Origin of the sequence: Mesorhizobium sp. M0522, assembly GCF_040321085.1 — a bacterium.
Taxonomy (GTDB): domain Bacteria; phylum Pseudomonadota; class Alphaproteobacteria; order Rhizobiales; family Rhizobiaceae; genus Mesorhizobium.
The window spans coordinates 143,139-169,096 of the sequence record NZ_JAMYQW010000002.1 but is presented as its reverse complement, the minus strand read 5'-3'; the positions used below and the strand labels follow the sequence as shown (position 1 = coordinate 169,096).

16 protein-coding genes, 1 tRNA gene and 1 pseudogene are annotated in these 25,958 nt (G+C 63.7%); 9 read left to right on the top strand and 9 right to left on the bottom strand.

Annotated features, from left to right (window positions below; translation table 11 throughout):
- Positions 1-26: 26 nt before the first annotated feature.
- Complete coding sequence (locus tag NKI58_RS03515; RefSeq protein WP_023676274.1) at positions 27-836, bottom strand: ABC transporter ATP-binding protein; 810 nt, start codon at positions 834-836, stop codon at positions 27-29.
- A 217-nt stretch (positions 837-1,053) separates the two neighbouring features.
- Here NKI58_RS03515 and NKI58_RS03510 point away from each other — a divergent pair, with 217 nt between their 5' ends.
- The 3 genes from NKI58_RS03510 to NKI58_RS03500 are packed head-to-tail and all read left to right on the top strand — an operon-like array spanning position 1,054 to position 4,244.
- The gene (locus tag NKI58_RS03510) at positions 1,054-1,902 is read left to right on the top strand and encodes a dimethylarginine dimethylaminohydrolase family protein (RefSeq protein WP_352782278.1); all 849 of its coding nucleotides are present in this window, start codon (positions 1,054-1,056) and stop codon (positions 1,900-1,902) included.
- Positions 1,899-3,479, top strand: a complete 1,581-nt coding sequence (locus NKI58_RS03505; protein WP_352701632.1) for a 5-guanidino-2-oxopentanoate decarboxylase — start codon at positions 1,899-1,901, stop codon at positions 3,477-3,479. The genes NKI58_RS03510 and NKI58_RS03505 overlap by 4 nt, the downstream gene beginning before the upstream one ends.
- 57 nt (positions 3,480-3,536) lie before the next feature.
- On the top strand, positions 3,537-4,244 hold the full coding sequence (locus NKI58_RS03500) for an SDR family NAD(P)-dependent oxidoreductase (RefSeq protein ID WP_352701630.1): 708 nt from the start codon (positions 3,537-3,539) through the stop codon (positions 4,242-4,244).
- 104 nt (positions 4,245-4,348) lie between these two features.
- On the opposite strand, the gene rpsA is transcribed toward NKI58_RS03500, so the two are convergent.
- From rpsA to aroA, 4 genes are all read right to left on the bottom strand, one after another.
- Positions 4,349-6,046 carry a 30S ribosomal protein S1 gene (rpsA, locus tag NKI58_RS03495; RefSeq protein ID WP_023676278.1) on the bottom strand — a complete coding sequence of 566 codons (1,698 nt, stop codon included), beginning with the start codon at positions 6,044-6,046 and terminating at the stop codon, positions 4,349-4,351.
- Positions 6,047-6,251: 205 nt separating this feature from the next.
- Complete coding sequence (gene cmk / locus NKI58_RS03490; protein ID WP_352701628.1) at positions 6,252-6,902, bottom strand: (d)CMP kinase; 651 nt, start codon at positions 6,900-6,902, stop codon at positions 6,252-6,254.
- A gap of 223 nt (positions 6,903-7,125) precedes the next feature.
- Complete coding sequence (locus tag NKI58_RS03485; RefSeq protein ID WP_352782173.1) at positions 7,126-8,055, bottom strand: IS110 family RNA-guided transposase; 930 nt, start codon at positions 8,053-8,055, stop codon at positions 7,126-7,128.
- A gap of 244 nt (positions 8,056-8,299) precedes the next feature.
- Positions 8,300-9,658: a 3-phosphoshikimate 1-carboxyvinyltransferase gene (aroA, locus tag NKI58_RS03480; RefSeq protein ID WP_352701624.1), complete on the bottom strand. Its 1,359-nt coding sequence runs from the start codon at positions 9,656-9,658 to the stop codon at positions 8,300-8,302.
- Between the two features lie 194 nt (positions 9,659-9,852).
- On the opposite strand from aroA, the gene NKI58_RS03475 reads away from it, so the two are divergent.
- Positions 9,853-10,242 carry a TIGR02300 family protein gene (locus tag NKI58_RS03475; RefSeq protein WP_023676282.1) on the top strand — a complete coding sequence of 130 codons (390 nt, stop codon included), beginning with the start codon at positions 9,853-9,855 and terminating at the stop codon, positions 10,240-10,242.
- Positions 10,243-10,405: 163 nt separating this feature from the next.
- Positions 10,406-10,481: transfer RNA gene (locus NKI58_RS03470), tRNA-Ala, on the top strand.
- A 229-nt stretch (positions 10,482-10,710) separates the two neighbouring features.
- Here NKI58_RS03470 and NKI58_RS03465 read toward each other — a convergent pair.
- Complete coding sequence (locus NKI58_RS03465) at positions 10,711-11,013, bottom strand: hypothetical protein (protein ID WP_352782171.1); 303 nt, start codon at positions 11,011-11,013, stop codon at positions 10,711-10,713.
- A gap of 287 nt (positions 11,014-11,300) precedes the next feature.
- On the opposite strand from NKI58_RS03465, the gene NKI58_RS03460 reads away from it, so the two are divergent.
- From NKI58_RS03460 to NKI58_RS03450, 3 genes are all read left to right on the top strand, one after another.
- On the top strand, positions 11,301-17,012 hold the full coding sequence (locus NKI58_RS03460) for a HAMP domain-containing protein (protein ID WP_352702246.1): 5,712 nt from the start codon (positions 11,301-11,303) through the stop codon (positions 17,010-17,012).
- Between the two features lie 52 nt (positions 17,013-17,064).
- The gene (locus NKI58_RS03455) at positions 17,065-19,131 is read left to right on the top strand and encodes a PAS domain-containing hybrid sensor histidine kinase/response regulator (protein WP_352701617.1); all 2,067 of its coding nucleotides are present in this window, start codon (positions 17,065-17,067) and stop codon (positions 19,129-19,131) included.
- A 150-nt stretch (positions 19,132-19,281) separates the two neighbouring features.
- The gene (locus tag NKI58_RS03450) at positions 19,282-20,778 is read left to right on the top strand and encodes a helicase HerA domain-containing protein (protein WP_352782169.1); all 1,497 of its coding nucleotides are present in this window, start codon (positions 19,282-19,284) and stop codon (positions 20,776-20,778) included.
- A 247-nt stretch (positions 20,779-21,025) separates the two neighbouring features.
- Here NKI58_RS03450 and NKI58_RS03445 read toward each other — a convergent pair whose 3' ends face one another.
- From NKI58_RS03445 to NKI58_RS03435, 3 genes and pseudogenes are all read right to left on the bottom strand, one after another.
- Complete coding sequence (locus NKI58_RS03445; RefSeq protein ID WP_352454712.1) at positions 21,026-23,530, bottom strand: adenylate/guanylate cyclase domain-containing protein; 2,505 nt, start codon at positions 23,528-23,530, stop codon at positions 21,026-21,028.
- Positions 23,531-23,572: 42 nt separating this feature from the next.
- The gene (locus NKI58_RS03440; protein ID WP_352448431.1) at positions 23,573-24,667 is read right to left on the bottom strand and encodes a branched-chain amino acid ABC transporter substrate-binding protein; all 1,095 of its coding nucleotides are present in this window, start codon (positions 24,665-24,667) and stop codon (positions 23,573-23,575) included.
- A gap of 207 nt (positions 24,668-24,874) precedes the next feature.
- Positions 24,875-25,231 (bottom strand): annotated as a pseudogene (locus NKI58_RS03435) (ABC transporter permease subunit); the annotation flags it as partial.
- Between the two features lie 127 nt (positions 25,232-25,358).
- On the opposite strand from NKI58_RS03435, the gene NKI58_RS03430 reads away from it, so the two are divergent.
- A complete protein-coding gene (locus NKI58_RS03430) occupies positions 25,359-25,958 on the top strand; it encodes an ANTAR domain-containing response regulator (RefSeq protein WP_352568364.1) in 600 nt (199 codons plus the stop codon).

Genomic DNA, 25,958 nt, shown 5'->3' with positions numbered 1-25,958 from the left:
GTTCCCGGTTTTCGTCCGCCCAGAGTTTAACTGATGTTGCGGATGAACTGCTTCAGCCTTTCGGATTTCGGCGCGCCGAAGATCTGTTCCGGCGGCCCTTCTTCCTCGACCAGCCCGTTGTGGAGGTAGACGACATGCGTCGCGACCTCGCGGGCAAACTTCATCTCATGGGTGACCAGCACCATAGTGCGGCCTTCGCGCGCCAGGTCGCCGATCACCTTCAGCACCTCGCCGACCAGCTCCGGATCGAGCGCCGAGGTCGGCTCGTCGAACAGCATGACGCGCGGGTTGATGGCCAACGCCCTGGCAATCGCGGCGCGCTGCTGTTGGCCGCCCGACAGATAGGCGGGATAGACGTCGCGTTTTTCGGCCAGGCCGACGCGGGCGAGCAATTTTTCCGCCTCGCCGATCGCCACATCGCGCTTGACGCCGAGCACATGCACGGGAACCTCGATGACGTTCTCGATCAACGTCATGTGGCTCCACAGATTGAAGTTCTGGAAGACCATGCCGAGCTTGGAGCGGATGCGTTCGATCTGCTTGCGGTCGGCGGGCACGGTGTGGCCGTAGCTGTCGGCCTTCAGCTTTATCTCTTCGCCATTGACCCGGATGATGCCGCTGGTCGGGTTCTCCAGGCAGTTGATGCAGCGCAGCAGCGTCGATTTGCCCGAGCCGCTGCCGCCGATGATGGCGATCACCTCGCCATCGCGCGCCGACAGCGAAACGCCCTTCAATACATGCAGCTTGCCGAAATTCTTGTGCAGGTTCTCGACGTGGATGGCTTCGGCAGCGCCGTTCTGCGCCGTATGCTTCAGGGCGGTGGCCGGCGCTGTCATCGTCGCGGCGCCCCGCGGAGCAGCCGAGGCAGTGCTTGCTGGAATTTTTTACCCATTACCCGTCACTGGACAGCGTTCCGATTCTCAAGATGGACCGTTCCGCTTGCCTCCGTCAACCGCAGTTTTTGGACCATTGATCACGGCCTGCCGAGTGGCTATTGGCAGGAGGGGCGCGTTTCAGGAGAACTTAGTGGGCAAAGCATACGGGTCGCAGTCGATGGCCGGGCCGCTGCAGCGCGTGCTGATGCGCTCCGCCGCCAGCGCCATGCGTCGGGCCGAAGCGCTGGAGTGGCACTATGGCCCCGGCTTCGATCCACAAAAAGCGGCGGCCCAGCATGATGCACTGGCCAGGCTGATTTCTGTCTCAGGCGCCGAAATCGAATGGCTGAGCGACTCCGATGACGGGCTTGCCGATTCGGTCTTTACCCACGATCCGTCGCTGATGACCGACCATGGCGCGGTCATCCTTGCCATGGGCAAGGCGCTGCGCCGGCGAGAGCCCGGCCTGCACGAGGCAGCCTACGGGCGCATGGGCATCCCCATCCTCGGCCGTATCGAGGCTCCCGGCCAGGTCGAGGGCGGCGACTGCGTGTGGGTGGATGCAAACACGCTGGCCGTCGGCCGCGGCGTGCGCACCAATCAGCACGGCATCCAGCAGCTCTCCAACCTGCTTTCACCCAAGGGCATCCAGGTCTATGGCTTCGACCTCCCGCTCTGGCAGGGCGAGGAGGCCTGCCTGCATCTGATGTCGGTGATCAGCCCGCTCGCAGACGATCTGGCGCTGGTCTATGCGCCCCTCCTGCCGGTCGCCTTCCACCAGATGCTGCGCGAACGCGGCATTCGGCTGGTCGAGGGCGACGCCGACGAATTCTTCGTCTCGAATGGGCTCAGCCTGAACGTGCTGCCGACCGCGCCGCGCCAGGTTATCGCCGTTGCCGGTTTTCCGAAGACGGCGGCTGCCATGCAAGCCGCCGGCTGTACGGTCTCGACATTCGAGGCCGATGCGCTGTGCATTGCCTGCGAGGGCGGCCCTACCTGCCTCACGCGCCCGGTGCTAAGACAATGACGACCATCGGCGAAGCGCTCATCACCTTGCTCGAAGCGCACGGCGTCGACACCGTCTTCGGCATTCCCGGCGTACACACGGTCGAGCTCTATCGCGGGCTTGCGCGATCGAAGATCCGTCACGTCACGCCGCGCCACGAGCAGGGCGCCGGCTTCATGGCTGACGGCTATGCGCGCGCCAGCGGCAGGCCGGGTATCGCCTTCGTCATCACCGGGCCGGGGCTGACCAACACCATCACCGCCATGGGTCAGGCGCGCGCCGATTCGGTGCCGATGCTGGTAATCTCGGGCGTCAACGCCACACCGACGCTGGGCAAAGGCCTTGGCCATCTGCATGAACTGCCGGACCAGCGCGGCATGATGGAGAAGGTGGCGCTGTTTTCGCACCGTGTCACCGAGGCCGGCGAACTGCCCGGCGTGCTCGCCCGCGCCTTTGCGCTGTTCTCATCCTCGCGTCCGGGTCCGGTGCATATTGAGATCCCGACCGATGTCATGACCATGCCGGCCAACGGCATCGTGCCGCTGCTGCGGAATTCAGCGCCGCCCGAGCCGGATGTGGTGGCGATTGCAGAGGCGGCAAGGCTGTGCGCGTCTGCCCGCCGGCCGCTTATCCTCGCCGGAGGCGGCGCCAAGGCCGCCGAAGCGCCGTTGCAGCACCTGGCCGAGAGGCTGGGAGCGCCGGTCGTCCAGACCGCTAATGCGCGCGGCCTGCTCTATCGTCATCCACTTGGCGTGCCGGCCAGCCCCAGCCTGAAGGCGGTGCGTGCGCTGATCGCCGATGCCGACCTGGTCATTGCGGCCGGCACCGAATTCGGTCCGACCGACTATGATGGCTATGGCGACGGCGGTTTTGTCCTGCCCGCCAACCTGATCCGCATCGACATCGGCGCCGACCAGCTTGCCCGCCGGCCTGCGCGGATTTCGATCCAAGCCGATTGCGGAGCGGCGCTCAAGGCGCTGCTTGCCGAAATCGGCACGCACGAGACGCCATTGGATGATGGTTCAGCCCGCGCCGCCGCGACGCGGCAGGCGGCCTTTGCCGAGATTGGCCCGGCCATGCAGGCGCAACTGCGCGCCGTCGAGACGATCCGCGATGCGCTGCCTGGCGCGATCATCGTCGGCGATTCGACCCAGCCGGTCTACGCCGCCAACCTCTATTACGATCATGACCGGCCGGGCGGCTGGTTCAACGCCGCCACCGGCTTCGGCGCGCTCGGCTATGGCCCGCCGGCGGCGATCGGTGCCGTCCTTGCCAGGCCTGAGGCGCCGGTCGTTTGCCTCACCGGCGACGGCGGCTTCCAGTTCACCCTGCCGGAACTGGGCGCCGCGCTCGACGCGGCGGCGCCGGTGATCTTCACAGTCTGGAACAATCGTGGCTACCGCGAGATCGAAACCTCGATGCTCGACGTCGGCGTCGAGCCGGTCGGCGTCTCCCCGGCACCGCCGGATTTCTGCAAATTGGCCGAAGCCTACGGCATTGCCGCCGAGCGGATTTCCGGTACCGGCGGCTTGGCGGACGCGCTTGGGCGCGCGCGGGCGACTGGACGACCTTACGTCATCGAGATTTCGGTTGAGTGATCGCGCGAAAGGCGCGACCTTCCGCATCGGCGGCGCGCAATGACGGAGCGGTCGAATATGACGGAAACACTGGACGGCAGACATATCGTGGTGACCGGCGGCACCGGTGCCCTTGGCGGCGCGGTCGTAGGAAAACTGCTGGAGCAGGGCGCGATCTGCCATGTGCCCAATGCCCACGCTGCCGCGCCTGCGCATTTTCCCTTTCCGGCGCATGACCGCGTCAGGCTGGCGCACAATGTCGACCTTGCCGACCCTGCCAAGGTCGACGCCTTCTATGCCAGCGTTCCAAATTTATGGGCATCGGTGCATCTTGCCGGCGGCTTCACCGCGGCGCCGGTCGAGAAGATCGAACCCGCCTCCTTCGCCGAGATGATGGACACCAATGCCCGCACCACCTTTCTGTGCTGCCGCGCGGCGATACGCTCGATGCTGGGATCTTCCGTGCCGGGCCGCATCGTCAATGTCACCGCGCGAGCCGGGCTCGATCCGCGGCGCGGCTCCGGCAAGGTGGCCTATGCCGCCGCCAAGGCGGCAGTCGCCGCGATGACCGTGGCGATAGCCGAAGAGCTGAAGGGCAACGGCATCCTGGTCAACGCCGTGGCGCCTTCGACACTCGACACGCCGGCCAACCGGGCTGACATGCCGAACGCAGATTTCAGCAGATGGGTCAGCCTTGAAGCGGCGGCCGAGGCCATTGCCTACCTTGCCTCGCCGGCCAACATGGCGATCAGCGGCACGCTGGTGCCACTCTACGGCCGGGCCTGAGCCTGAGGTCCGTCGCAAGCAAAGGTCACAAGCAAAAGCCCCGCCGGATCGTTCCGGCGGGGCTTTTTGTTTCGTTTATAACCCGCGCGAGGCGCGGTCTTGGCTTAGCTGCCCTGCTTCTTCAGCGCGGCACCCAGGATGTCGCCCAGCGAAGCGCCGGAGTCGGTCGAACCGTATTGGGCGACCGCTTCCTTCTCTTCGGCGATTTCCAGCGCCTTGATCGAGACCTGCAGCTTGCGGGTCTTCTTGTCGAAGGCGATGACGCGGGCGTCGACTTTCTGGCCGACGGTGAAGCGCTCGGGGCGCTGCTCGTCGCGGTCACGGCTGAGGTCGGAGCGCTTGATGAAGGTCTCGATGCCGCTGTCGACCAGCCGCACTTCCAGACCGCCATCCTTCACGCCGATAACCTCGCAGGTGACGACTGCGTTCTTGCGCAGTTCGCCTGACGTCGCTGCTTCGCCGACCGTATCCTTGGCCAGTTGCTTGATGCCGAGCGAGATGCGTTCCTTGTCGATGTCGACGTCGAGCACCTGCGCCTTGACCATGTCGCCGCGATTGTACTCCTCGATCACCTGCTCGCCAGGACGGGTCCAGTCGAGGTCGGAAAGGTGGACCATGCCGTCGACGTCGCCTTCGAGGCCGATGAACAGGCCGAACTCGGTCTTGTTCTTGACCTCGCCCTCAACCTGGCTGCCGACCGGGTGGCTGCGCGCGAAGGCCTCCCACGGGTTCTCCAGCGTCTGCTTGAGGCCGAGCGAGATGCGGCGCTTGGCCGGATCGACTTCGAGCACCACCACGTCGACTTCCTGCGTCGTCGACAGGATCTTGCCGGGATGCACGTTCTTCTTGGTCCACGACATTTCCGAAACGTGGATGAGGCCTTCGATGCCCGGCTCCAGCTCGACGAACGCGCCGTAGTCGGTGATGTTGGTGACGGTACCCTTGATCTTCTTGCCGATCGGGAACTTGGTGCCGATCTCGGACCACGGATCGCTCTCGAGCTGCTTCATCCCGAGCGAGATGCGGTGGGTTTCCTGGTTGATGCGGATGATCTGCACCTTGACCGTCTGGCCGATATTGAGGATTTCGGTCGGATGGTTGACGCGGCGCCATGCCATGTCGGTGACGTGCAGAAGGCCGTCGATGCCGCCGAGGTCGACGAACGCACCATAGTCGGTGATGTTCTTGACGACGCCTTCGACCACCTGGCCTTCTTCGAGGTTCTGCACGATTTCCGAACGCTGTTCGGCGCGGCTTTCCTCGAGCACGGTGCGGCGCGACACCACGATGTTGCCGCGGCGGCGATCCATCTTGAGGATCTCGAAGGGCTGCGGGTTGTGCATCAGCGGCGAGACGTCGCGGATCGGGCGGATGTCGACCTGGCTGCGCGGCAGGAAGGCCACGGCACCGTCGAGGTCGACGGTGAAGCCGCCCTTGACCTGGTTGAAGATGACGCCTTCGACGCGTTCGCCCTTGGTGAACTTCTCTTCGAGACGGACCCAGCTCTCTTCGCGGCGGGCCTTTTCGCGCGACAGCATGGCTTCGCCAAGCGCGTTCTCGATACGCTCGACATAGACCTCGACCGTGTCGCCGACCTTGAGCGTCGTGTCCTTGCCCTTGACGCCGAATTCCTTCAGCGGCACGCGGCCTTCGACCTTGAGGCCGACGTCGATGATGGCCATGTCCTTCTCAATGGCGGTGATGATGCCCTTGACGACCTGGCCTTCGCCGGAATGGCCGGCGGAAAATGATTCTTCGAGCAGGCTCGCGAAATCATCGCGAGTGGGATTTGCAACTGACATAGTTTCTCCTGGAATGCCCCGCAATCTGTCGCGGGGCGGGCGCCGTGGGTTAGCGTTGCGTTGGCCTGCCGGCGTTCCGGGCAAAAAGCCCTTGGCCGCCCTTGAGCGGCAATTCCGGCGCATGAAGAATGCTAGCAGGCTGGTTCATACCCGATATGGGAAGTCTTTTTGTCGCCGGCAATCGGCGGCGGCAGGAAAACCCGGCTCAGGCTTCGTTTCTCTTGGCCAGGACATCGTCGATGATCGCCTGAGCTGCCAGAAACGCGGCTTCTATAGCCATTTCCGACGTGTCGAGCAAGTGCGCATCGGCCGCCGGCTTCAAGGGCGAGTCCATGCGGCCCATGTCGCGCTCGTCGCGGCGCACGATGTCGGCAAGGATTTCGTCGAAATTGGCAGTGCCGCCGATGCTCTCGATTTCGTCCAGCCGCCGCTTTGCCCGCACCTCGGCGCTGGCCGTGACATAGAGTTTTACGTCGGCATCGGGACAGACGACGGTGCCGATGTCGCGGCCGTCGAGCACCGCACCAGGCGGTGTTCTTGCGAAATCACGCTGTTTCTCGACCAGGATGCGCCGCACCGACGGGATCACTGCCACTTTCGAAGCCGCCTCGCCGACCGCGTGTGCCGAAAGCATGGCGCGGTCGAGCTTTGCCAGATCGACCTGCCGGGCCGCGGTTTCAGCGGCCGAAACATTGTCGAGCGGCAGGCCGAGCCGAAGCAGCGCATGCGCCACTGCGCGATAGGTAAGGCCTGTGTCGAGCAGGTTCAGCCGGTAGTGGTCGGCGAGCCGCCGGGCGAGGGTGCCTTTGCCGGCACCGGCAGGGCCGTCGATGGCGATGGTGAAAGTTGAGGTCATTGGCCGCCCACCGGAATCGAAAAGCGCAATGATCCAGATAGGCGTGGCGATCCTTCGCGCCCTCCTCTGTCCTGCCGGACATCTCCCCCACTTGGGGGGAGATCGGCGGCCATCGCGGCTTTCGCCAATTGTCTACGTCGCAGGATTGAGCGGAGCGCCGAAGCTGCCAATCTCCCTCCTTGTGGGGGAGATGTCCGGCAGGACAGAGCGACTGTCTTGGCTGTCAAGCTGTTTGCCATGGTTTTTGGTCCCGGACGATTGCGTTGAGGATCGTGAGAAGCTTGCGCATTGTGGCCACGACGGCGACGATCTTCGGCTTGCCGGCCTTGATCAGGCGGTCGCGGAAAGCCTTGAGCGTGGGGTTATGCCTGATGGCGACGAGGGCGGCCATGAAGAGGACGGCGCGCACATGGCTCCTGCCGCCGCCGATGAAGCTCTTGCCGCGCCATTTGCCGGACTGCCTCGTCCATGGCGCAAGGCCGGCGAGCGCGGCGATCTGGCGGCGATCGAGGCTGCCCAGTTCCGGCATTTCGGCAATCAGGCTGCGGGCAACGACAGGACCGACGCCCGGCACGGAGGAGAGCAGCTTTTCATTGACCCGCCAGACTGGAGACTTGCGGATATGACCGTCAATGTCGCCATCGAGGCTCGCCAGCTCACGCCGAAGCGCGACGAGCAGCCGGTGGATGCTCTTTTGCGCCTGTTTCGCGATGACCGTGCGAGCACGGTTCTCCTCCGCTACGATCATCTGCACGATCTGACGCCGGCGGGCGACGAGCTCGGCCAGGGCCTCGGTTTCGGCGTCGCGCAATGGCCGCAATTGCGGCCTGGTCGCGGCGATGAAAGCGGCAATGACGGCGGCATCGATCGGGTCGGTCTTGGCCCGCTTGCCGAGTGCATTGGCATAGGCGCGCACCTGCGCCGGATTGACCACGACAATCGCCAGGCCGGCGCCTGCCAAGGCGGCGACCGCCAGTCTCTCGAAGCTGCCTGTCGCCTCCAATCCGACAACGGCCGGCGAAAGGGCTGCCAGCCGCCGAACCAGATCCTCCACCCCGGCGTGGTCATTCTCCACCGAGAACGCCTCGCCGGACGGCAAAACATGCACGTCGAGCCGATCCTTGGAAACGTCGATGCCAACAATGATTTCCATCCTGTCCCATCCTTGCCTAATCGGGCTTCGCTTGCGGCCCAGGCGACTGTTCGGGTTCGATGGAACGGCGGACGAAGACCCTTGCTCCGTCACGGGCTCAAAGGCCCAAAGAGGGGTCGGTCTCCCGTCCGCCACCGCACCTGCTTTCATAGCAGAGTCGGCAAGGAACAAGTTACAAGGGGGGCGCTGTCCCGCCGACGTTCCAGTTTGGCCCCAACCCCCAAGGCTATTGATTGCTATCAAGTTACTCGATCTCCGCACCCAGCCCCTTCATCAGCCCCATGAACTCCGGAAAGCTCGTTGCGATCATCGCCTGGTCGTCGATGGTTACCGGTTTTTCCGTCGCCAGCCCCATCACCAGGAAGCTCATGGCGATGCGGTGGTCGAGATGGGTCTGGACGACAGTGCCCTGTCCGTTGGGATGCTGGCCGAGGCCCTTGCCGCCGGGTTTTCCGCGCACGACAAGCGAGGCCTCGCCTTCGCTGCAATCGACGCCGTTGAGCTTCAGCCCGTTGGCGACCGCCGACAGCCGGTCGGATTCCTTCACCCGCAGCTCTTCCAGGCCAAGCATCAGCGTTTCGCCCTCGGCGAAGCTGGCCGCCACGGCAAGCACCGGATACTCGTCGATCATGGTCGGCGCCCGTTCGGGCGGCACGGTGACGCCTTTCAACTCGGAGTAACGCACGCGCAGATCGGCAACATCCTCGCCGCCTTCGTTGCGCGGGTCGATTATGTCGATGCGCGCGCCCATTTCCTGCAGCGTCAACAGAAGTCCGGTGCGGGTCGGGTTCATCAGCACGTTTTCGATTGTAATGTCCGAGCCCGGCACGATCAGCGCCGCCACCAGCGGGAAGCCGGCCGAGGAGGGGTCGCTAGGCACCGCGATCGTCTGTCCCGTGAGCTTGCCCTGGCCTTCGATGAAAATGTGGCGCACGCCGCGCTCGTCGGTCTCGACCGACAGATTGGCGCCGAACCCCTTGAGCATCTTTTCGGTGTGGTCGCGCGTCATAACCGGCTCGATGACGGTGGTGATGCCCGGCGTGTTCAGCCCAGCCAGCAGCACCGCCGACTTGACCTGTGCCGATGCCATCGGCACGCGGTAGGTGATCGGCGCGGCGTGCTTGGGCCCGTGCAGCGTGATCGGCATGCGGTCGCCGGGCGTCGCCTTCAGCACCTGCACGCCCATCTGGCGGAGCGGTTCGAGCACCCGGCCCATCGGCCGGCCGGACAGCGAGGCGTCGCCGATGAAGGTGGTTTCCATGTCATAGGTGCCGACCAGGCCCATGGTGAGGCGTGAGCCCGTGCCGGCATTGCCGAAATCGAGCGGGCCTTCCGGCTGCAGCAGCGCGCCGTTGCCGGTACCGCGGATCACCCACTCAGTGCCATGCTTCTCGATATGGGCGCCCATGGCCTTCATGGCAGCGCCCGTACGCATCACATCCTCGCCTTCCAGCAGCCCGGTGATGCGGGTTTCGCCGGAGGCCAGGCCACCGAACATAAACGAGCGGTGCGAGATCGACTTGTCGCCCGGCACCCGTGCCGCGCCTGAAAGGCCAGATGATTTGCGGGCGGTGGCCTGCTTCGGGGCGGCAGTGTGCGACATGGTTCTTTCCTGGAAACGCCGGCGGCCGGCCATTTTCTGCTGGTTTGCGGGGTCTCCTATCATGGCGTACCGAAATGGTCATCCCCTTGGTATGAAGGCCTTCGAATTCAAGCTTTTTGGGACGCCGGCTTTTCGCTTTGACAGCGCCGTAAACTCTGGTTAAGGGGACCAAACTTTCATCGACGAGGCTTGCTGTGGCAAAACCCGAACTTGGCACCAAACGCATCGACCCGGAGACGGGTCGAAAATTCTATGACTTGAACAAGGACCCGATCGTCTCGCCTTACACGGGCAAGAGCTATCCGCGCTCCTATTTCGAGGAAGGCAAGATCGCCGCCCTCGAGGAGGAAGAGGAAGTTGCCGAGAAGGAAGTGGACGCCGAGGAGGAAGAGGGCGTCGAGGTCGTCTCGCTCGAAGAGGCGGACGAGGACGCGAAGGCCGACGAGCTTCCCGATCTCGGCGATGACGAAGACGACGTTGACCTTGGCGATGACGAGGATGACACGTTCCTCGCCGACGAGGAGGAAGAAGACGACGACGTTGCCGACATGATCGGCGTCGGCGAAGACGACGACGAAGTCTGAGCGAACCGCATTCGCCGGCTTTCGCGGCGCTGCCTAGAAAAAGCGGTTCTTGAAGGCTTGATATTGACTGAAGGCGGGGTTAGAAGCCGCCTTCACTAACGGCGCGGTCTAGAACCCGCGCCGGATCTCTTCGCCGGAAACGGCGCCGGTGAACTGCCGGAGTGGGGCCATAGCTCAGTTGGGAGAGCGCTTGAATGGCATTCAAGAGGTCGTCGGTTCGATTCCGATTGGCTCCACCAGTTCTCTCCGCGAAAATCAGCAGAACGGCCGCCCGCCCGTCCGGGCTGGCCGCCGCCTGTCGCAGAACCTAGCTGAGACTAGTTAATCGGCCGCCCGGCTTGGGCTCGCCGATCCATTCAGAAGTAATGAGCCCCTGCCCGGTCTGTGCATGTTTCTGGCTGTGGTTTGAACCGCGAGCACCGGTCTGGACCAGGCAGCGGGCTGAAATGAGGGCTGAGCAAAACTCCGTTACTTATTGCAGTTCTGCATATCCGACGTCATGGCGCCGCTGGGGGTATTGTTGTCGGTATCGCTGCTCGCCGTATCCTTACAGCGGTCCTCCATACCGTTTGTCTGCGGCGTGGTGGCGTTCGTTGCGTTCGGATCGATCGTGTTCGGGGTAGTTGCGCTGCCGGTCCCGGTGTTGCCGCCGGAAGTGCCTGTGTTGACGCCGGTATTGGGGTCGTTATCGGTCCCGGAGCCCATGGATTGTGCCATGGCAGATGTGGCCAGGCCGATAGCAAGTAGGGATGCAGAGAGAATTTTCATCATCTTAGTGTCTCCATCGAGTTGCATCGCTCTATCGCGATCTATACCAACGAGAGTTTTTTCGAGATGTTCCGTTGGACAGAAATAGTGATCGATACAATCACTATGGATCTTTGTTGTTCGTCGTTTCATGAATTCGGCCGCGAAATTCGGGCCGCATCGCGGCAATTTCGTCTGGAACCAAATGGAGCACGCCGCGTTGTTGCGCTTGCGGGGAGTTGTGTCGGCCGCAGGGGACAGTTTCACTAGGACATTCAAGAAATCCGTGAGCTGGGAGGGGCGCTGTGAGCGTGCTTGCATCCACAAGGCAATTGGACCACCGTCAAATACTGAACGCGCTGAAGGCTTTTCGGAGCGGTGATTTCTCCGTTCGTATCGACAATGTCTACGCCGGCCTTGATTCCGAGATCGCCGACACCTTCAACGAAATCGTAGAACTCAACGATCAGGTCACGCGCGAGTTCGAACGCCTCAGCAAGGTCGTCGGCAAGGATGGCCGGATCGGCGAACGCGGCCGTGTCCGCAACGCCACCGGCAGCTGGGAATCGAGCGTCCGTTCCGTCAACGATCTGATCGAGGACATGGTTCAGCCGACGGCCGAAGTGGCGCGCGTCATCGGCGCGGTCGCCAAAGGCGACCTGTCGCAGATGATGATGGTCGAAATCGACGGCCGGCAGCTGCGCGGCGAGTTTCTGCGCATCGGCAAGATCGTCAACACCATGGTCGGGCAACTGGCCTCCTTCGCCTCGGAAGTGACGCGCGTGGCGCGCGAGGTCGGCACCGAAGGCAAGCTCGGTGGCCAGGCCCGCGTGAAAGGTGTGGCCGGGACCTGGAAGGACCTGACCGACAACGTCAACGCCATGGCGACGAACCTGACCGGGCAGGTGCGCAACATCGCCGAGGTGACGACCGCCGTCGCTTCCGGCGACCTGTCGAAGAAGATTACCGTCGACGTGAAAGGCGAAATCCTCGAACTCAAGAACACCATCAACACGATGGTCGACCAGCTCAATTCCTTCGCCTCGGAAGTGACGCGCGTCGCGCGCGAAGTCGGTACAGAAGGCAAGCTCGGCGGCCAGGCGCGCGTCGAAGGTGTCGGCGGCACCTGGAAGGACCTGACCGACAACGTCAACCTGATGGCCGAGAACCTGACCGGCCAGGTGCGCAATATAGCCGAGGTGACGACGGCTGTGGCGCTTGGCGACCTGTCGAAGAAGATCACGGTCGACGTCAAGGGCGAGATCCTCGAACTGAAATCGACCATCAACACCATGGTCGACCAGCTGAACTCATTTGCCGGCGAGGTGACGCGTGTCGCCCGCGAAGTCGGCACCGAGGGCAAGCTCGGCGGCCAGGCTCAGGTGCGCGGCGTCGCCGGCACCTGGAAGGACCTGACCGACAACGTCAATTCGATGGCCGAGAACCTGACCGGCCAGGTCCGCAACATCGCCGAGGTGACGACCGCCGTCGCTTCGGGCGACTTGTCGAAGAAGATCACTGTCGCCGTGCAGGGCGAAATCCTCGAGCTCAAGGACACCATCAACACGATGGTCGACCAGCTCAATTCCTTCGCTTCGGAAGTGACGCGTGTGGCGCGCGAGGTCGGAACCGAAGGCAAGCTCGGCGGCCAGGCCGAGGTGAAAGGGGTCGGCGGCACCTGGAAAGACCTGACCGATAACGTCAACCTGATGGCCGCCAACCTGACCGGCCAGGTTCGCAACATCGCCGAGGTGACGACCGCCGTTGCCCGCGGCGACCTGTCGAAGAAGATCACCGTCGACGTCAAGGGCGAAATCCTGGAGCTCAAGGATACCGTCAACACGATGGTCGACCAGCTCAATTCCTTCGCCTCGGAAGTGACGCGTGTGGCGCGCGAAGTGGGGTCGGAAGGCAAGCTCGGCGGCCAGGCGCATGTCGAGGGTGTCGGCGGCACCTGGAAGGACCTGACCGACAACGTCAACGCCATGGCCGGAAATCTGACCGTGCAGTTGCGCGACGTCTCCAAGGTGGCGACGGCAATTGCGACCGGCGATTTGACCCAGAAGATCACCGTCGATGCGCTGGGCGAGATCCTGCAGATCAAGGACGTCATCAACACGATGGTCGACCAGCTGAATTCCTTCGCTTCCGAGGTGACGCGCGTGGCGCGCGAGGTCGGTTCGGACGGCAAGCTCGGCGGCCAGGCGCAGGTGCGCGGCGTTGCCGGCACCTGGAAGGACTTGACCGACAATGTCAATGCGATGGCCGCCAACCTGACCGGCCAGGTGCGCAACATCGCCGAGGTGACGACTGCGGTGGCGCTGGGCGACCTGTCGAAGAAGATCACGGTCGATGTGCGCGGCGAGATCCTCGAGCTCAAGGACACCATCAATACGATGGTCGACCAGCTGAATTCCTTTGCCTCGGAGGTGACGCGCGTTGCGCGCGAGGTCGGCACCGAAGGCAAGCTCGGCGGCCAAGCGCAGGTGCGCGGCGTTGCCGGCACCTGGAAGGATCTGACCGACAATGTGAATTCGATGGCCGAGAACCTGACCGGCCAGGTCCGCAACATCGCCGAGGTGACCACCGCTGTGGCGCGCGGCGACCTGTCGAAGAAGATCACCGTCGACGTCAAGGGCGAGATCCTGGAGCTGAAATCGACGATCAACACCATGGTCGACCAGCTGAACTCCTTTGCCGGCGAAGTGACGCGTGTCGCCCGCGAGGTCGGCACCGAGGGCAAGCTCGGCGGCCAGGCGCGGGTCGAGGGCGTTGCCGGCACCTGGAAGGACCTGACCGACAACGTCAACCTGATGGCGACGAACCTGACCAACCAGGTGCGCGGCATCGCCGATGTCGTGACCGCGGTCGCGCAAGGCAATCTCAAGCGCAAGCTGACGGTCGATGCCAAGGGCGAGATCGCCTCGCTCGCCGACACCATCAATGGCATGATCGAGACGCTGGCGACCTTCGCCGACCAGGTGACCAACGTCGCCCGCGAAGTGGGCATCGAAGGCAAGCTCGGCGGCCAGGCCCGGGTGCCCGGCGCTGCCGGCCTTTGGCGCGACCTGACCGACAATGTCAATCAGCTCGCGGCCAACCTGACCACCCAGGTGCGCGCCATCGCCGAGGTGTCGACGGCGGTGACCAAGGGCGATCTGACCCGCTCGATCAGCGTCCAGGCCTCCGGCGAGGTGGCGGCGCTGAAAGACAACATCAACGAGATGATCCGCAATTTGAAGGACCAGACGCTGAAGAATGCCGAGCAGGACTGGCTGAAGACCAATCTCGCCCGCTTCTCGCGCATGCTGCAGGGCGAGCGCGACCTGGCCACGATCTCGCGCCTCATCATGTCCGAACTCGCCCCGCTTGTGAATGCGCAATATGGCGTGTTCTACGTGACCAACCGCGACGAGGATGAATTCTATCTGGAGCTCGCCGCCTCCTATGGCGCCGAAAGCAAGGCGGACATCAAGCAACGCCTCGATCTGCGCGAAGGCCTTGTCGGGCAGAGTGCCGCCGACAAGCGCGCCATCATGCTGGACAATGTGCCGCCGAATTTCCTGCGCGTTACCTCCGGCCTTGGCAATGCCGCGCCGGCGAACGTGATCATTCTTCCGGCTCTGTTCGAGGACGAGGTGAAGGCCGTCATCGAACTCGCCTCGTTCAGCGAATTCCGCGACACGCACCAGTCGTTCCTCAACCAGCTGATGGAATCCGTCGGCATCGTTCTCAACACCATCGCCGCCACCATGCGCACCGAAGGCCTGCTCAAGCAGTCGCAGCTGCTGACCTCGGAATTGCAGGCGCGTCAGACCGAACTGACCAAGAAGCAGGAGGAGCTGCACGCCACCAATGAGGAGCTGCAGGAAAAGGCGCAGCTGCTCGAGAACGAAAAGAAGCAGGTGGAGAACAAGAACCTGGAAATCGAGATGGCGCGGCGGGCGCTGGAGGAGAAAGCCGAGCAGCTGGCGCTTACCTCGAAATACAAGTCGGAATTCCTCGCCAATATGAGCCACGAACTGCGCACGCCGCTGAACTCGCTGCTCATCCTTTCAAACCTGCTCGCAACCAACCAGCAGGGCAATCTCAACGACAAGCAGGTCGAGTTCGCGCGCACCATCAATTCGGCCGGCACCGACCTCTTGAGCCTCATCAACGACATCCTCGACCTGTCGAAGATCGAATCGGGCACCGTCTCGATCGATATCAACGATATGCCAGTGGTGCATCTTCGCCAGCATATGGAGCGAACCTTCCGGCAGTTGGCGACCGACAAGGGACTTGGCTTCACCATCAATGTCGACCCCGAGCTTCCGGAGACCGTCCGCACCGACGAGAAGCGCTTGCAGCAGATCGTGCTCAACCTTTTGTCGAACGCCTTCAAGTTCACCTCGCAAGGCGAGGTTCGCTTGAATTTCCGAGCCGAAAAGACGGGCCGTCACAACGGCTCGGTGCAACCGATGGAGGCGCTCGCGATCATGGTCAGCGATACCGGCATCGGTATTCCGCAGGACAAGCAGAAGCTGATTTTCGAGGCCTTCCAGCAGGCCGATGGCACCACAAGCCGCAAATATGGCGGCACCGGGCTTGGGCTCTCGATCAGCCGGGAGATTGCCCGGCTGCTCGGCGGCGAATTGCGGGTCGAGAGCACGCCGGGCAAGGGTTCGACGTTCACTCTGGTCATTCCATTCGACGGACCCCGGATGGCCTTGGCCCCGCAAGCGGCGTTGCTGCCGGCGATGGAAGTGGCCGCGACGACAGCGCAGCCGAGCCCCCCGTCCTCCGAATTGCTCGATGACCGCGACACGATCTCGTCTGAAGATCGGGTCGTGCTGATCGTCGAGGACGACCCGACCTTCGGCGGTTTGCTGCTCGGCCTTGCACGTTCGGCCGGGCTGAAAGGCGTCCTGTCGACTGCGGGCTCCGGCACGCTGGCTTTGGCACGCAAGCTGGTTCCCGACGCGATTACGTTCGATCTCGGACTATCGGATATCGACGGCTGGGTGTTGTTCGATCTGCTTCGCCATGACCCGAAAACCAAGGACATTCCCGTTCATGTCATCTCGGGCGCCGAAGACATCGAGGTGCTTGCCCGCAAGGGGGCATCCAGCATTTCAACCAAGCCTGTATCGTCGGACGAACTGATGAAGGTCTTCCAGGATATTCATTCCAGAAAGCTCCGCGTCCAGAGCCGCGTCCTGATTGCCGATCCCGATCCCGAGCGCCGCCTTTCGCTGATCGAGGTGATCCGCGACGGCGTCACCTCGGTTACGGCGATCGGCCGCGTCGCGGCGAATGCGGACGAAATCGGCATCGCCAACTATGATGCCGTTGTGCTCGGCTTTGGCCGCTCGGCCAAGGACAACGCGCAGATGCTGGATGAGATTGCCGTCCTGTTCGGGCAGTCGGTGTCGCGACTGCTGTTCTTTGCGCCTCATCCGGAAGCGCTGCAACAGTCGCTCGCCTTGCATCCGGCATTGGTGGATGTTCCGCGGGCGGAGAATTTCGCGCAGCTGGCTCTCCTGATGTCGGCAACACTCCCCGGGCGAGGCCACGAAAACGATGGTGCGGCAGCCGAACAGCCGGACAAATTCGACCTCGCCGGCGCAAAGGTCCTCATCGTCGACGACGACATCCGCAACATCTATTCGCTTACCAGCGTTCTCGAGACCTATGACATCCAGGTGCTGCATGCGGAGCGCGGCCGGGAAGGTATCGCGCTTCTGGAGCAGAGCCCGGACATCGATGCGGCACTGATCGATATCATGATGCCGGAAATGGATGGCTACGAGACGATGCGGCAGATCCGCAGCATGCCGGCGATCGCCCATATCCCGTTGATCTCGGTCACAGCCAAGGCAATGAAGGGCGACCGGCAGAAGTGCCTCGACGCCGGCGCCTCCGACTACATCGCCAAGCCTGTCGACCTCGATCTTCTGTTGGCATTGCTGCGTGTCTGGATCGGCCGTTCGCGATCCCGTGTCCATGGTCCGGAAAAGACGCTCATGGCAGTGAACTGACGGCCGCTCGATGCAGAAGCTGTCGAGAAACGGAGCAAGGAAGCTGGAGGTCATGGCGCCGGCAGCGGGGCCGGCAAAGGCGCGCATCCTGGCCGTGGATGACGATGAGCGCAATCTGCTGGCGATCGGCGAGGTTCTGGCCCCTATCGGTGAAGTCGTTTGCGTGCAGTCGGGCGAAGAGGCGTTGCGCGCACTGCTGAAGGAGGATTTCGCGGTCATCCTGCTGGACGTGCTGATGCCCCGGCTGGATGGCTACGAGACCGCGGGATTGATCCGCCAGCGCGAGCAATCCAGGCGAACGCCGATAATTTTTCTCACCGCCATCAACAAGGAAGACGCGCACATGCTGCGCGGCTACGACGCCGGCGCGGTGGATTACGTGTTCAAGCCTTTCGACCCGGCCATGCTGCGTTCCAAGGTTGCCGTGTTCGTGGAACTTCATGAGAAGACGCTCGAAATCCAGCAAAAGGCGGCTGCCGAGCAACGGCTGCTGGCCCAGGCACTGCAAGCGCAGAAGGAAAAGCTCGAGGCCGAGCGGGCGCTGCGCAGCGCACAGGAGCGGCAGCATGCCATTTTGAGCTCTCTTCCGGTCTGCTTCCACGCAAGGGCGGCGGAGCCGCCGTTCGGCGCCAGCTTTGTCACCGAAGGGGTCGAACGCCTGACCGGCTTTCCTGCGGAACGGCTGACCGCCGATCCAGGCTTCGGCCTGAGCCGCGTTCATCCCGACGATCTGCCGAGAGTGAGGGAGGTCCTGCTCGCAGCCAAGGCCACCGGCTCCTACACCTGCGAATTCCGCTGGCAATGCGCCGACGGCAATTACCGGATTTTTCTCGACCAGGGCGTCCTGTCGAATGGCTCCGACGGCCGGAAGCCCGAGATCCTCGGCACATTGCTGGACGTTACCGAGCGGCGCGAGCTTGAGGACCAGCTGCTGCAGTCGCAGCGCCTCGACGCGATCGGCAAGCTTACCGGCGGCCTGGCGCATGATTTCAACAATCTGCTTGCCGCAATTCTCAGCGGATTGGGATTGCTCGAGCGCCATGCCGAGTTCGACGGACAGACCAGGCAGGTTCTGGAACTGACACGCCGGTCGGCAAAACAAGGCGCCGAGCTCGTCAACCGCATGCTTGCCTTCTCGCGCCGCCAGACGCTGAGGCCGCAGGCCGTGCGCCTCGCCGCGCTCGGCGATACAATGAACGGGTTGGTGGCCCCGGTCCTGGGCGGCCTGATCCGTTTCGATTGGCTTGTCGACGACACTGTGTGGCCGGCGCATGTCGATGCCAGCCAGCTGGAGCTCGCGCTGATGAACCTGGTCTTCAACGCGCGCGATGCCATGCCGTCCGGCGGCACGATAATCGTGGAGGCGCAAAATCGAACGCTACGCAGTGCAGCCGAGGATATTTCGGCGGGCGACTATGTCGTGGTCACGGTCAAGGACACGGGGTCGGGCATACCGGCTGACATTCTCGCCAAGGTCGTCGAACCGTTCTTCACCACAAAACCGGTCGGCAAAGGCACTGGCCTCGGTCTGAGCACGGTGCATGGTTTCGTCAAGCAATCGGGCGGCACGCTTCGCATTGAAAGCACCGTCGGCAGTGGAACATCCGTCCAGCTCTGGCTGCCGCGTTCAATCGAGCGCCCGGTCGAAATCCCCGAGAAATCCGATGCCGACGACACCGTCGTGAATGCCGGCGAGGACTATCCATCGGTCCTGCTGATCGACGACAGCAATGTACTACGGGAACTGACGGCGCAATCGCTTCGCCAACACGGCTTTGCGGTGACCTGTGCCGGGGGCGGTGCGGAAGCGCTGGCGATGATCGAGCGGGCGCCGTACGATTTCGATGTCATCGTCACCGATTTTGCCATGCCGCTCGTCTCGGGCCTGGAGGTCATTCGGTTCGCCCGCAATCTGCGGGCCGATTGGCCGGCGGTGATGATAACGGGATATGCCGATGCCGACGCGATCGCCGACCGGCCCCCCGACGTGCCGCTGCTCGGCAAACCGCTGCGCGAAAAGGATCTGGTGGAGAGCATTCTAGCGGCGGCCGCGCGCGCCGGCTCGCAGAAAGCCAGGCAGGCCCAGCCGGTGAAAGGCGGGTACCGGTTTTCGACCTGAAGAGACAAGCCTCATCGAATCGAAACGGTACGTTCCGTATCCTCGATCGTCCGCGACATCCAGCCTGTGCGCAACACGGAGCGCCGGCCATGGCGCGCTCGACGGGCTGTGATGCGGTTGATAAGCCCTCTCCGCAAGGAGAGTCGAGACATGACCGTTGCGATCGAGATGGGCCGGACGAGCGCAGGCGCCCCGGCGGCGCTGGATCTTGAGGAACTGCTGGCGACGCGGCTTCTGGTGCAGGGCAATTCGGGCTCCGGCAAGTCCCACCTGCTGCGCCGGCTCTTGGAGCAGAGCGCGCCCTGGGTGCAGCAGACTATCATCGACCCCGAAGGCGACTTCGTGACGCTGGGCGACCGTTTTGGCCATCTGGTGATCGACGCCGAGGAGCATACCGAGCGCGGCCTGCAGAGCGCCGGCGAGCGGGCGCGCATCCACCGCGTCTCCACGGTGCTCAATCTCGAGGGGCTCGACGCCGAGAACCAGATGCGGCGCGCCGCCGCCTTCCTCGGCGGGCTTTTCGAGGTCGCCCGCGACCACTGGTACCCGATGCTGGTGGTGGTGGACGAGGCGCAGCTGTTCGCGCCGGCCGTCGCCGGCGAGGTTTCGGACGAGGCGCGCAAGCTCTCGCTCGGCGCCATGACCAATCTGATGTGCCGTGGCCGCAAACGCGGGCTGGCCGGGATCATCGCCACCCAGCGGCTGGCCAAGCTTGCCAAGAACGTCGCCGCCGAGGCTTCCAATTTCCTCATGGGCCGGACTTTTCTCGATATCGACATGGCGCGCGCCGCCGACCTTCTCGGCATGGAGCGGCGCCAGGCCGAGGCCTTTCGCGACCTCGAGCGCGGGCAATTCATGGCGCTCGGCCCGGCGCTGTCGCGCCGTCCGCTCGGCTTGCGCATCGGCCCGACCGATACCAGTCCGCGCAATGCGACCCCGCGCCTGATGCCGCTGCCGGAATCGGCGTTGGAGGATGCCCGCGCGATCGTCCTGGCGGCCCCGCCGCCGGAAACTGTCCGGCCGCAGCGCCGCTCGTCGCCGGATCTGCTCGATCAGCTGATGGCGGCGAAGTCGGCGGCGCTGGAAATCCGCCCCGAAGCGGTGGAGCCGCCGATCAGCGCCGAGGATTTGGCGCAGCGGCGCGAGCGCGTCGACCGGGTGCTGCGCGCCGTGCTGGCGCAACCCGATGCCGGCTTCCGGGTCATCGGCGTGCTTTATCAGGAGTTCGTGGTCCGCTGCCGCATCGAGGGCCTCGCCTCGGTCGTGCCGGACCTGCCCGAGTTCCGCCGCATGCTGACCCGCGCCCGCGCCGGCCTCGGCTCCGACATGGCAGGCGACGACGCCTGGCAGGACGTCTCGGCGCGCACCTCGCTGCTGCCCGAGGACATGCAAGGCGTGTTCATGATGATCGCTCGCGCCGCCAAGGAGGGCTGGCCCTGCCCGAGCGACGCGGCAATCGCCCGCGCCTACGGCTCGCACTCGCTACGCCGCGCCCGGCGCCTGCTGACCTATATCGAGGAGCAGGGGCTGATCGTATGCCAGCTCGACGGAGCCGGCCGGCGCACCGTGACGCTGGTGGAGCTCGCCTGGGCAACGGCACCGGGGGATCCCAATGCGGAGGAGGCGGAGCAGGGGAGTTTGGTGTGATGGGGGGACGAACTCACACTGAGAAAGCACCGCTCATCAGGCAGGGGCTAAGTCTGTTTTGCGCCATATCCGGACCTTGCCAGTGATGCCGTGAATGTTAAGTCTCGGCTCCGATGCGGACGTTCCGCCCGAGTTCGAAGACTGACCGCGACCGTTCTGCGGCCTTCGCATCGATAGCGCCAATGAGCGGCGTCCCACATCCCACTCCTTGTGTCCATTGGGAGGGGTCGTTGTGGACCAAGCCCTACTACCCAGGCTTGTGACGAAGCCGATCCAGCGCGTCTCGAAGTGCATTGGCGGCATCGCCACGCTCGTCAGGGGACATCAGCTCCGGTTCAAGTTCCAACCTGAAGTGCGGCAGCTCGGTTCGAACAGCACGACGAGCGGCCGCCAGATTGGCCTTCAGATCGATGACGCGGTAGGTGGCGACGGGATAGGCGATCCCCTTGACCTGGACTTGCCCCAGTTCCTCACAGTCGATTGCGTCCTTCACTTGCGCAAACGTCTCGTAGGAAATGAGGATGGCCCCCGGCGGCGCCTCCTGCTCCAGGCGCGAGGCGAGATTCACGGCGCCGCCGATTATCGTGTAGTCCATCCGGTCCTCGCTGCCGAAGTTACCGACGGTGCAGTAGTCGGTATGGATGCCGATGCGACAGCGCAGCGGTGTTTCGATCCCCATGTCCCGCCAGACTTCGGCAAGCTCGCTAATCCGCTTTTGCATTGCAAGTGCCATCTGCGCGCAAGCCAGCGCGTCCTCCTTGACGCCGCGAGTCTCGGGATCGCCGAAAAACATCAGGATCGCGTCGCCGACATATTTGTCGATCGTCGCGCCGTGATCCGAAGCAATTTTCGACATTTCCGTCAGATAGTGATTGAGGAGTTGGGTGAGATCCTCGGATTCCATTTTGTCAGTGGTCTCGGTAAAGCCGGCGATATCGGAGAAGCATATTGTCAGTTTCTTCCGCTGGCTGGCGATCCTGACCTCCTGGCGGCCGGTGAATATCGAGCGATACACCTGGGGCGCCAGATACTTCGCCAGCTTGCTGGAAAGCGCCTCCAGAACCACGGATTTCTCGGCGAGGTTCTCCTCCCTTTGCTTCAGCTCAGTGATGTCCGAATAGACGGCGACCGTGCCGCCGGCGCTGATCCGCCGCTCGCTGACCATGACCCATCGCCCGTCGCCTCGCCTCTGCACCCAAGGTTCGCCAGGGTTGCGGTGCCGCGAGAGGCGCTCGGCGACCCACTCCTCGACCCGCCCCTCGGCGTCCCTGATGTAGCCGCGCTCAGCGGATCGGCGAATGATTTGCTCGAATGTCGTGCCGGGCGTCAGTTCGGTCTCCAGACCGGTGTAGAGCAATTCGCGGTAGCGGCTGTTGCTGAGGACGAGCCGGTCCTCCCAGTCGTACAGAGCGAATCCTTCGGAGATGCTTTCGATGGCATCGATGAGCCGCTGACGAGCTTCCGCAACGTCGCGCAGGTTCTTTTCCTCGACCTCGACAGCAGTATCCCGGAAGAGTCTCAGCGCTTCGGCCATGCGCCCGATTTCGTCGCTGCCCGCGGCTGGCAGCGGCGCACGAAGATTGCCCCCCGCAATCGCGAGCATGCCTTGGCTCACGGCCCCCAGTCGGGCGAGGAGGCTGCGGTCGACATAGAGCCAGACAACCAGAACCGAACTCAGGAGGCTGAGAAAGGCGGAGCCGAGTACAACCGCGGTGCCGTAGCGCTGGACGAGCGCGGCTTCGCGACCGGACGCAGCGATCTCCTGATCTGCCGTGGCGACCAGGCGATCGACGCCAGCGGTGAGATTGCGCGACAGTCGATTGTTCTCGGCCAGAAGCCTTTCGCCCTGTGCCAGGACAGCAAACTCGTCCTCCCGCACCTTGGGGATGCTGTCCTCGCCGTCGGTCAAACCCCTGAACTCGTCAACACGCTGCCGGAAGCGGGTCCGCAGCTTTTCGTCGATCTCCGTGGAAACCTTTTCAAGAGCAGTGAGCGAACGGCGTAGCGGAAAAAGGATCAACGCCAGGTCGCCCGGCGTCGGCGCGTTCGCGACCTTCACCAGCGCGTCGTTGACCGCCGAGATCTCCAGCTGCGCCTTCTGCTGGGGAATGTAAGCCGCAATCGCCTGGACCAGGTCGGCCATCGCCGCTGCGCGTCGATCGGGCGACAGCGACGTGTCGGCCGCGACCGCCCGCCATTGCGGGAGCCTGGAATCCATTACTAGGATGCCGGTGGCCACAAGGCGCTGGCTTCCGGTCGTCGTCGCGGCGAGGCGGTTCAGGAGCTCCTCCTTGCGGGCGACCACGTCGAGCCGGGCGACAACAAGAGAGTCGAGCTCCTTCAGGTTGCGCCTCAGAACAATCGCGGCTTCCTCGATCTCGGCCAAAGGCACTGTGCCCAACGTGGCATCCCGGAGGTCCGTGCGCAGGGCCTCGAGGCGGGACATCTCGAGCGCGACGGCAGCCGAGACCTCGCTGTGCTGAGCCCTGCTTGTCGCTGCCAGCACCGATGGCGCGGCAGCAGCGACCCGTTCGGCCTGGCGCGACAGCTGGAGGGAGGCGAGCGCCGACGGCACTCGATCCGTGGTAATTCGGTCCACGACGTCGCCAACCTGGAGGAAGGCATAAAGCGCCGCAGCGGTTGCCAGCACCGCAAGGGCGCTGATCCCGAAAAAGGCGAGCAACAGCCGGCCGCGTATGCCGAGGCGTTCAAGCTCGGCGAGTCGGAACAGTCCGGCCACACTGGTCTGCATCAGACTAGACATCTCAGCCGGCACGCCGGCGATCAGCGAACCCTATTCAACCGGCACGTACTCTCCGCCGCGCCAGACGTACCAAACCCAACTCTGCTTCGTGAGGTCGCCCTTGTCGTCGAAATCGACCCGGCCGATGACGGTGTCGAATTCCTGTTCGTGCAGTGCCGCAATGATGGCCTTCTGCTCCAGCGAACCTGCCTTCGAGACTGCCTGGGCCCAAACCTGGACCGCGCAGTAGCTCAACAGCGTGTAGCCCGCGGGTTCGAAATTCTCCGCACGGAACTGCTCAACGACCGCGGCCGCTTCGGGGCTTCGCCTCGGGTCCGCCGGGAACGTGAAGAGGGTCCCCTCCGCCGCGGGGCCGGCGATCAGGGCAAATTCCTCGGTCGCCAAAGCATCTCCGGATATGAGCTGAACCGTGTAGCCACTGTCGTGTGCAGCGCGAGCAATCAGCGCAACCTCGGCATGATACCCACCCACATATAAGGCGGAGACGCCGGCGGTCTGCAACGTAGCGACCTCGGCCGAATAGTCGTCCTTCCCGGGAATGTATGCGTCGTAAACGGCCTCAGTCACGCCCCGCTTGTTCAGCTGCTTCCTGGTCTCGTCGGCGAGACCCTTCCCATAGGTCGAATTGTCGTGGAGGATCGCAATCTTCTTGTTGCCCCAGCGATCGGCAAGGTAGTTGCCGGCGATGAAACCTTGCGCGTCGTCGCGGCCAATGGTGCGAAAGACATTGGCACGGCCCTGTTCGGTCAGCTGCGGATTGGTCGAGCCTGGGGATATCTCAACGACGCCTGCCTCCTCGTACACTTTTGATGCGGGGATCGAGGCCCCGGAGCAATAATGCCCGACGACGAGCACGACCCCGTCAGCCACCAGCTTCTTGGCGGCCGCCACAGCTTGCTCGGGATCGCAGAAGTCGTCGACCGAGATGAGCCTCACCTTCTGGCCGAGCACGCCGCCCGCCGTGTTGACGTCGGCCACTGCCATCTCCGCGCCGCGCTGTCCCTGCTCGCCGATCCAGGCGAGCCGTCCCGTCATCGCAGCCGAGACGCCGATCAGCACCTCCGCCCGCGCGGAGCTGAACACGGCCGCGAGAACTAAGATCGCTATGGCGATGATGCGGTGCATGTGTGCACCCCCTTAACTGTAGCTTACGCCAATCCCGTCAAAGCCGACAGCCCCTTCGGCAAGCGCGACTGTCTCGGGCTGCTATTGCAGCGCACACCCAATTTGGCGAAGCAAGCATACACTGGAATGGCGTGTCATAACTTCGTTCGCTGAGGTCGGAATCGCGCGCCGTGATTGGGTCAAAGCAGCCCCCGCCTCAGCTTCCCCCTATCTCTCCTCCACAATCCGCAAATAGGCCGCCGTCACAAACAGCACGATTAACCCAAACAATATCCACCACGCCCCTTCCGGCATCTGCAAAATCGTCAGCAGCGTCGTCAGCGCGGTAGGGATCAGCGCCGTTGATTGTGCCGGTGCAGCCGCCGCGGCCGCCGAAGATCGAGGTGCCGCCGACGACGGCGGCGGCCACCCAAGGCAGCACCAGCGGGTCGGCGAGCGACGGCCTTGATCAGGCCGATGTAGTGCAGTGCCGACGAGCACGCTCGAGATAACGTAGAGCGCGGTGATCACCTGCCAGCAGCGTACGCCGGACAGGCGCGTTGCCCGTTCGTTGTCGCCGACCGCCCCAGCACCACCGCCGCGACGCTGGCCGTCGCGTCCAATTCCTCAGGCGGCGCCTGGACGCCGGCTTTGTTTCCGTGAATCTCGCGATGCCGCATTGCACAATCGTCTCGCCTGCGCAAAATGCGGCATGATCCGCAAATCCCTCACTGTCCTGGTGATCGATGAGAACCACATCCGCGCTTCGATAATCGAAGCGGGATTGCGGGAGGCCGGGCATCAGCAGGTCACGGTCATCCATGACGTCGCCGGCATAGCGCGGCGGATAGCCGAGATCGAACCCGACGTGATCGTCATCGATCTCGAAAATCCCAATCGCGACATGCTCGAAAACATGTTCCAGCTGTCGCGCTTGGTGAAGCGGCCGATCGCCATGTTCGTCGACCGCTCGGATCAGGCTTCGATCGAAGCAGCGGTGGAAGCCGGAGTGTCGGCCTATGTCGTCGACGGCCTGCGTCAGGAGCGGGTCAAGCCGATCCTCGACATGGCAATCAGCCGCTTCAATGCGTTTTCGCGCATGGCGCGCGAACTGGAAGAAGCCCGCAGCGAATTGGAAAGCCGCAAGGTGATCGATCGCGCAAAGGGCATCCTGATGAAGTCGCGCGGCCTGTCGGAGGACGCGGCGTATACGCTGCTGCGCAAGACCGCCATGAACCAGAACCGCAAGATCGCCGAGATCGCCCAGAGCCTGGTAACGGCGGCAGGCCTGCTGGATCCCGAGGAGAGTTGA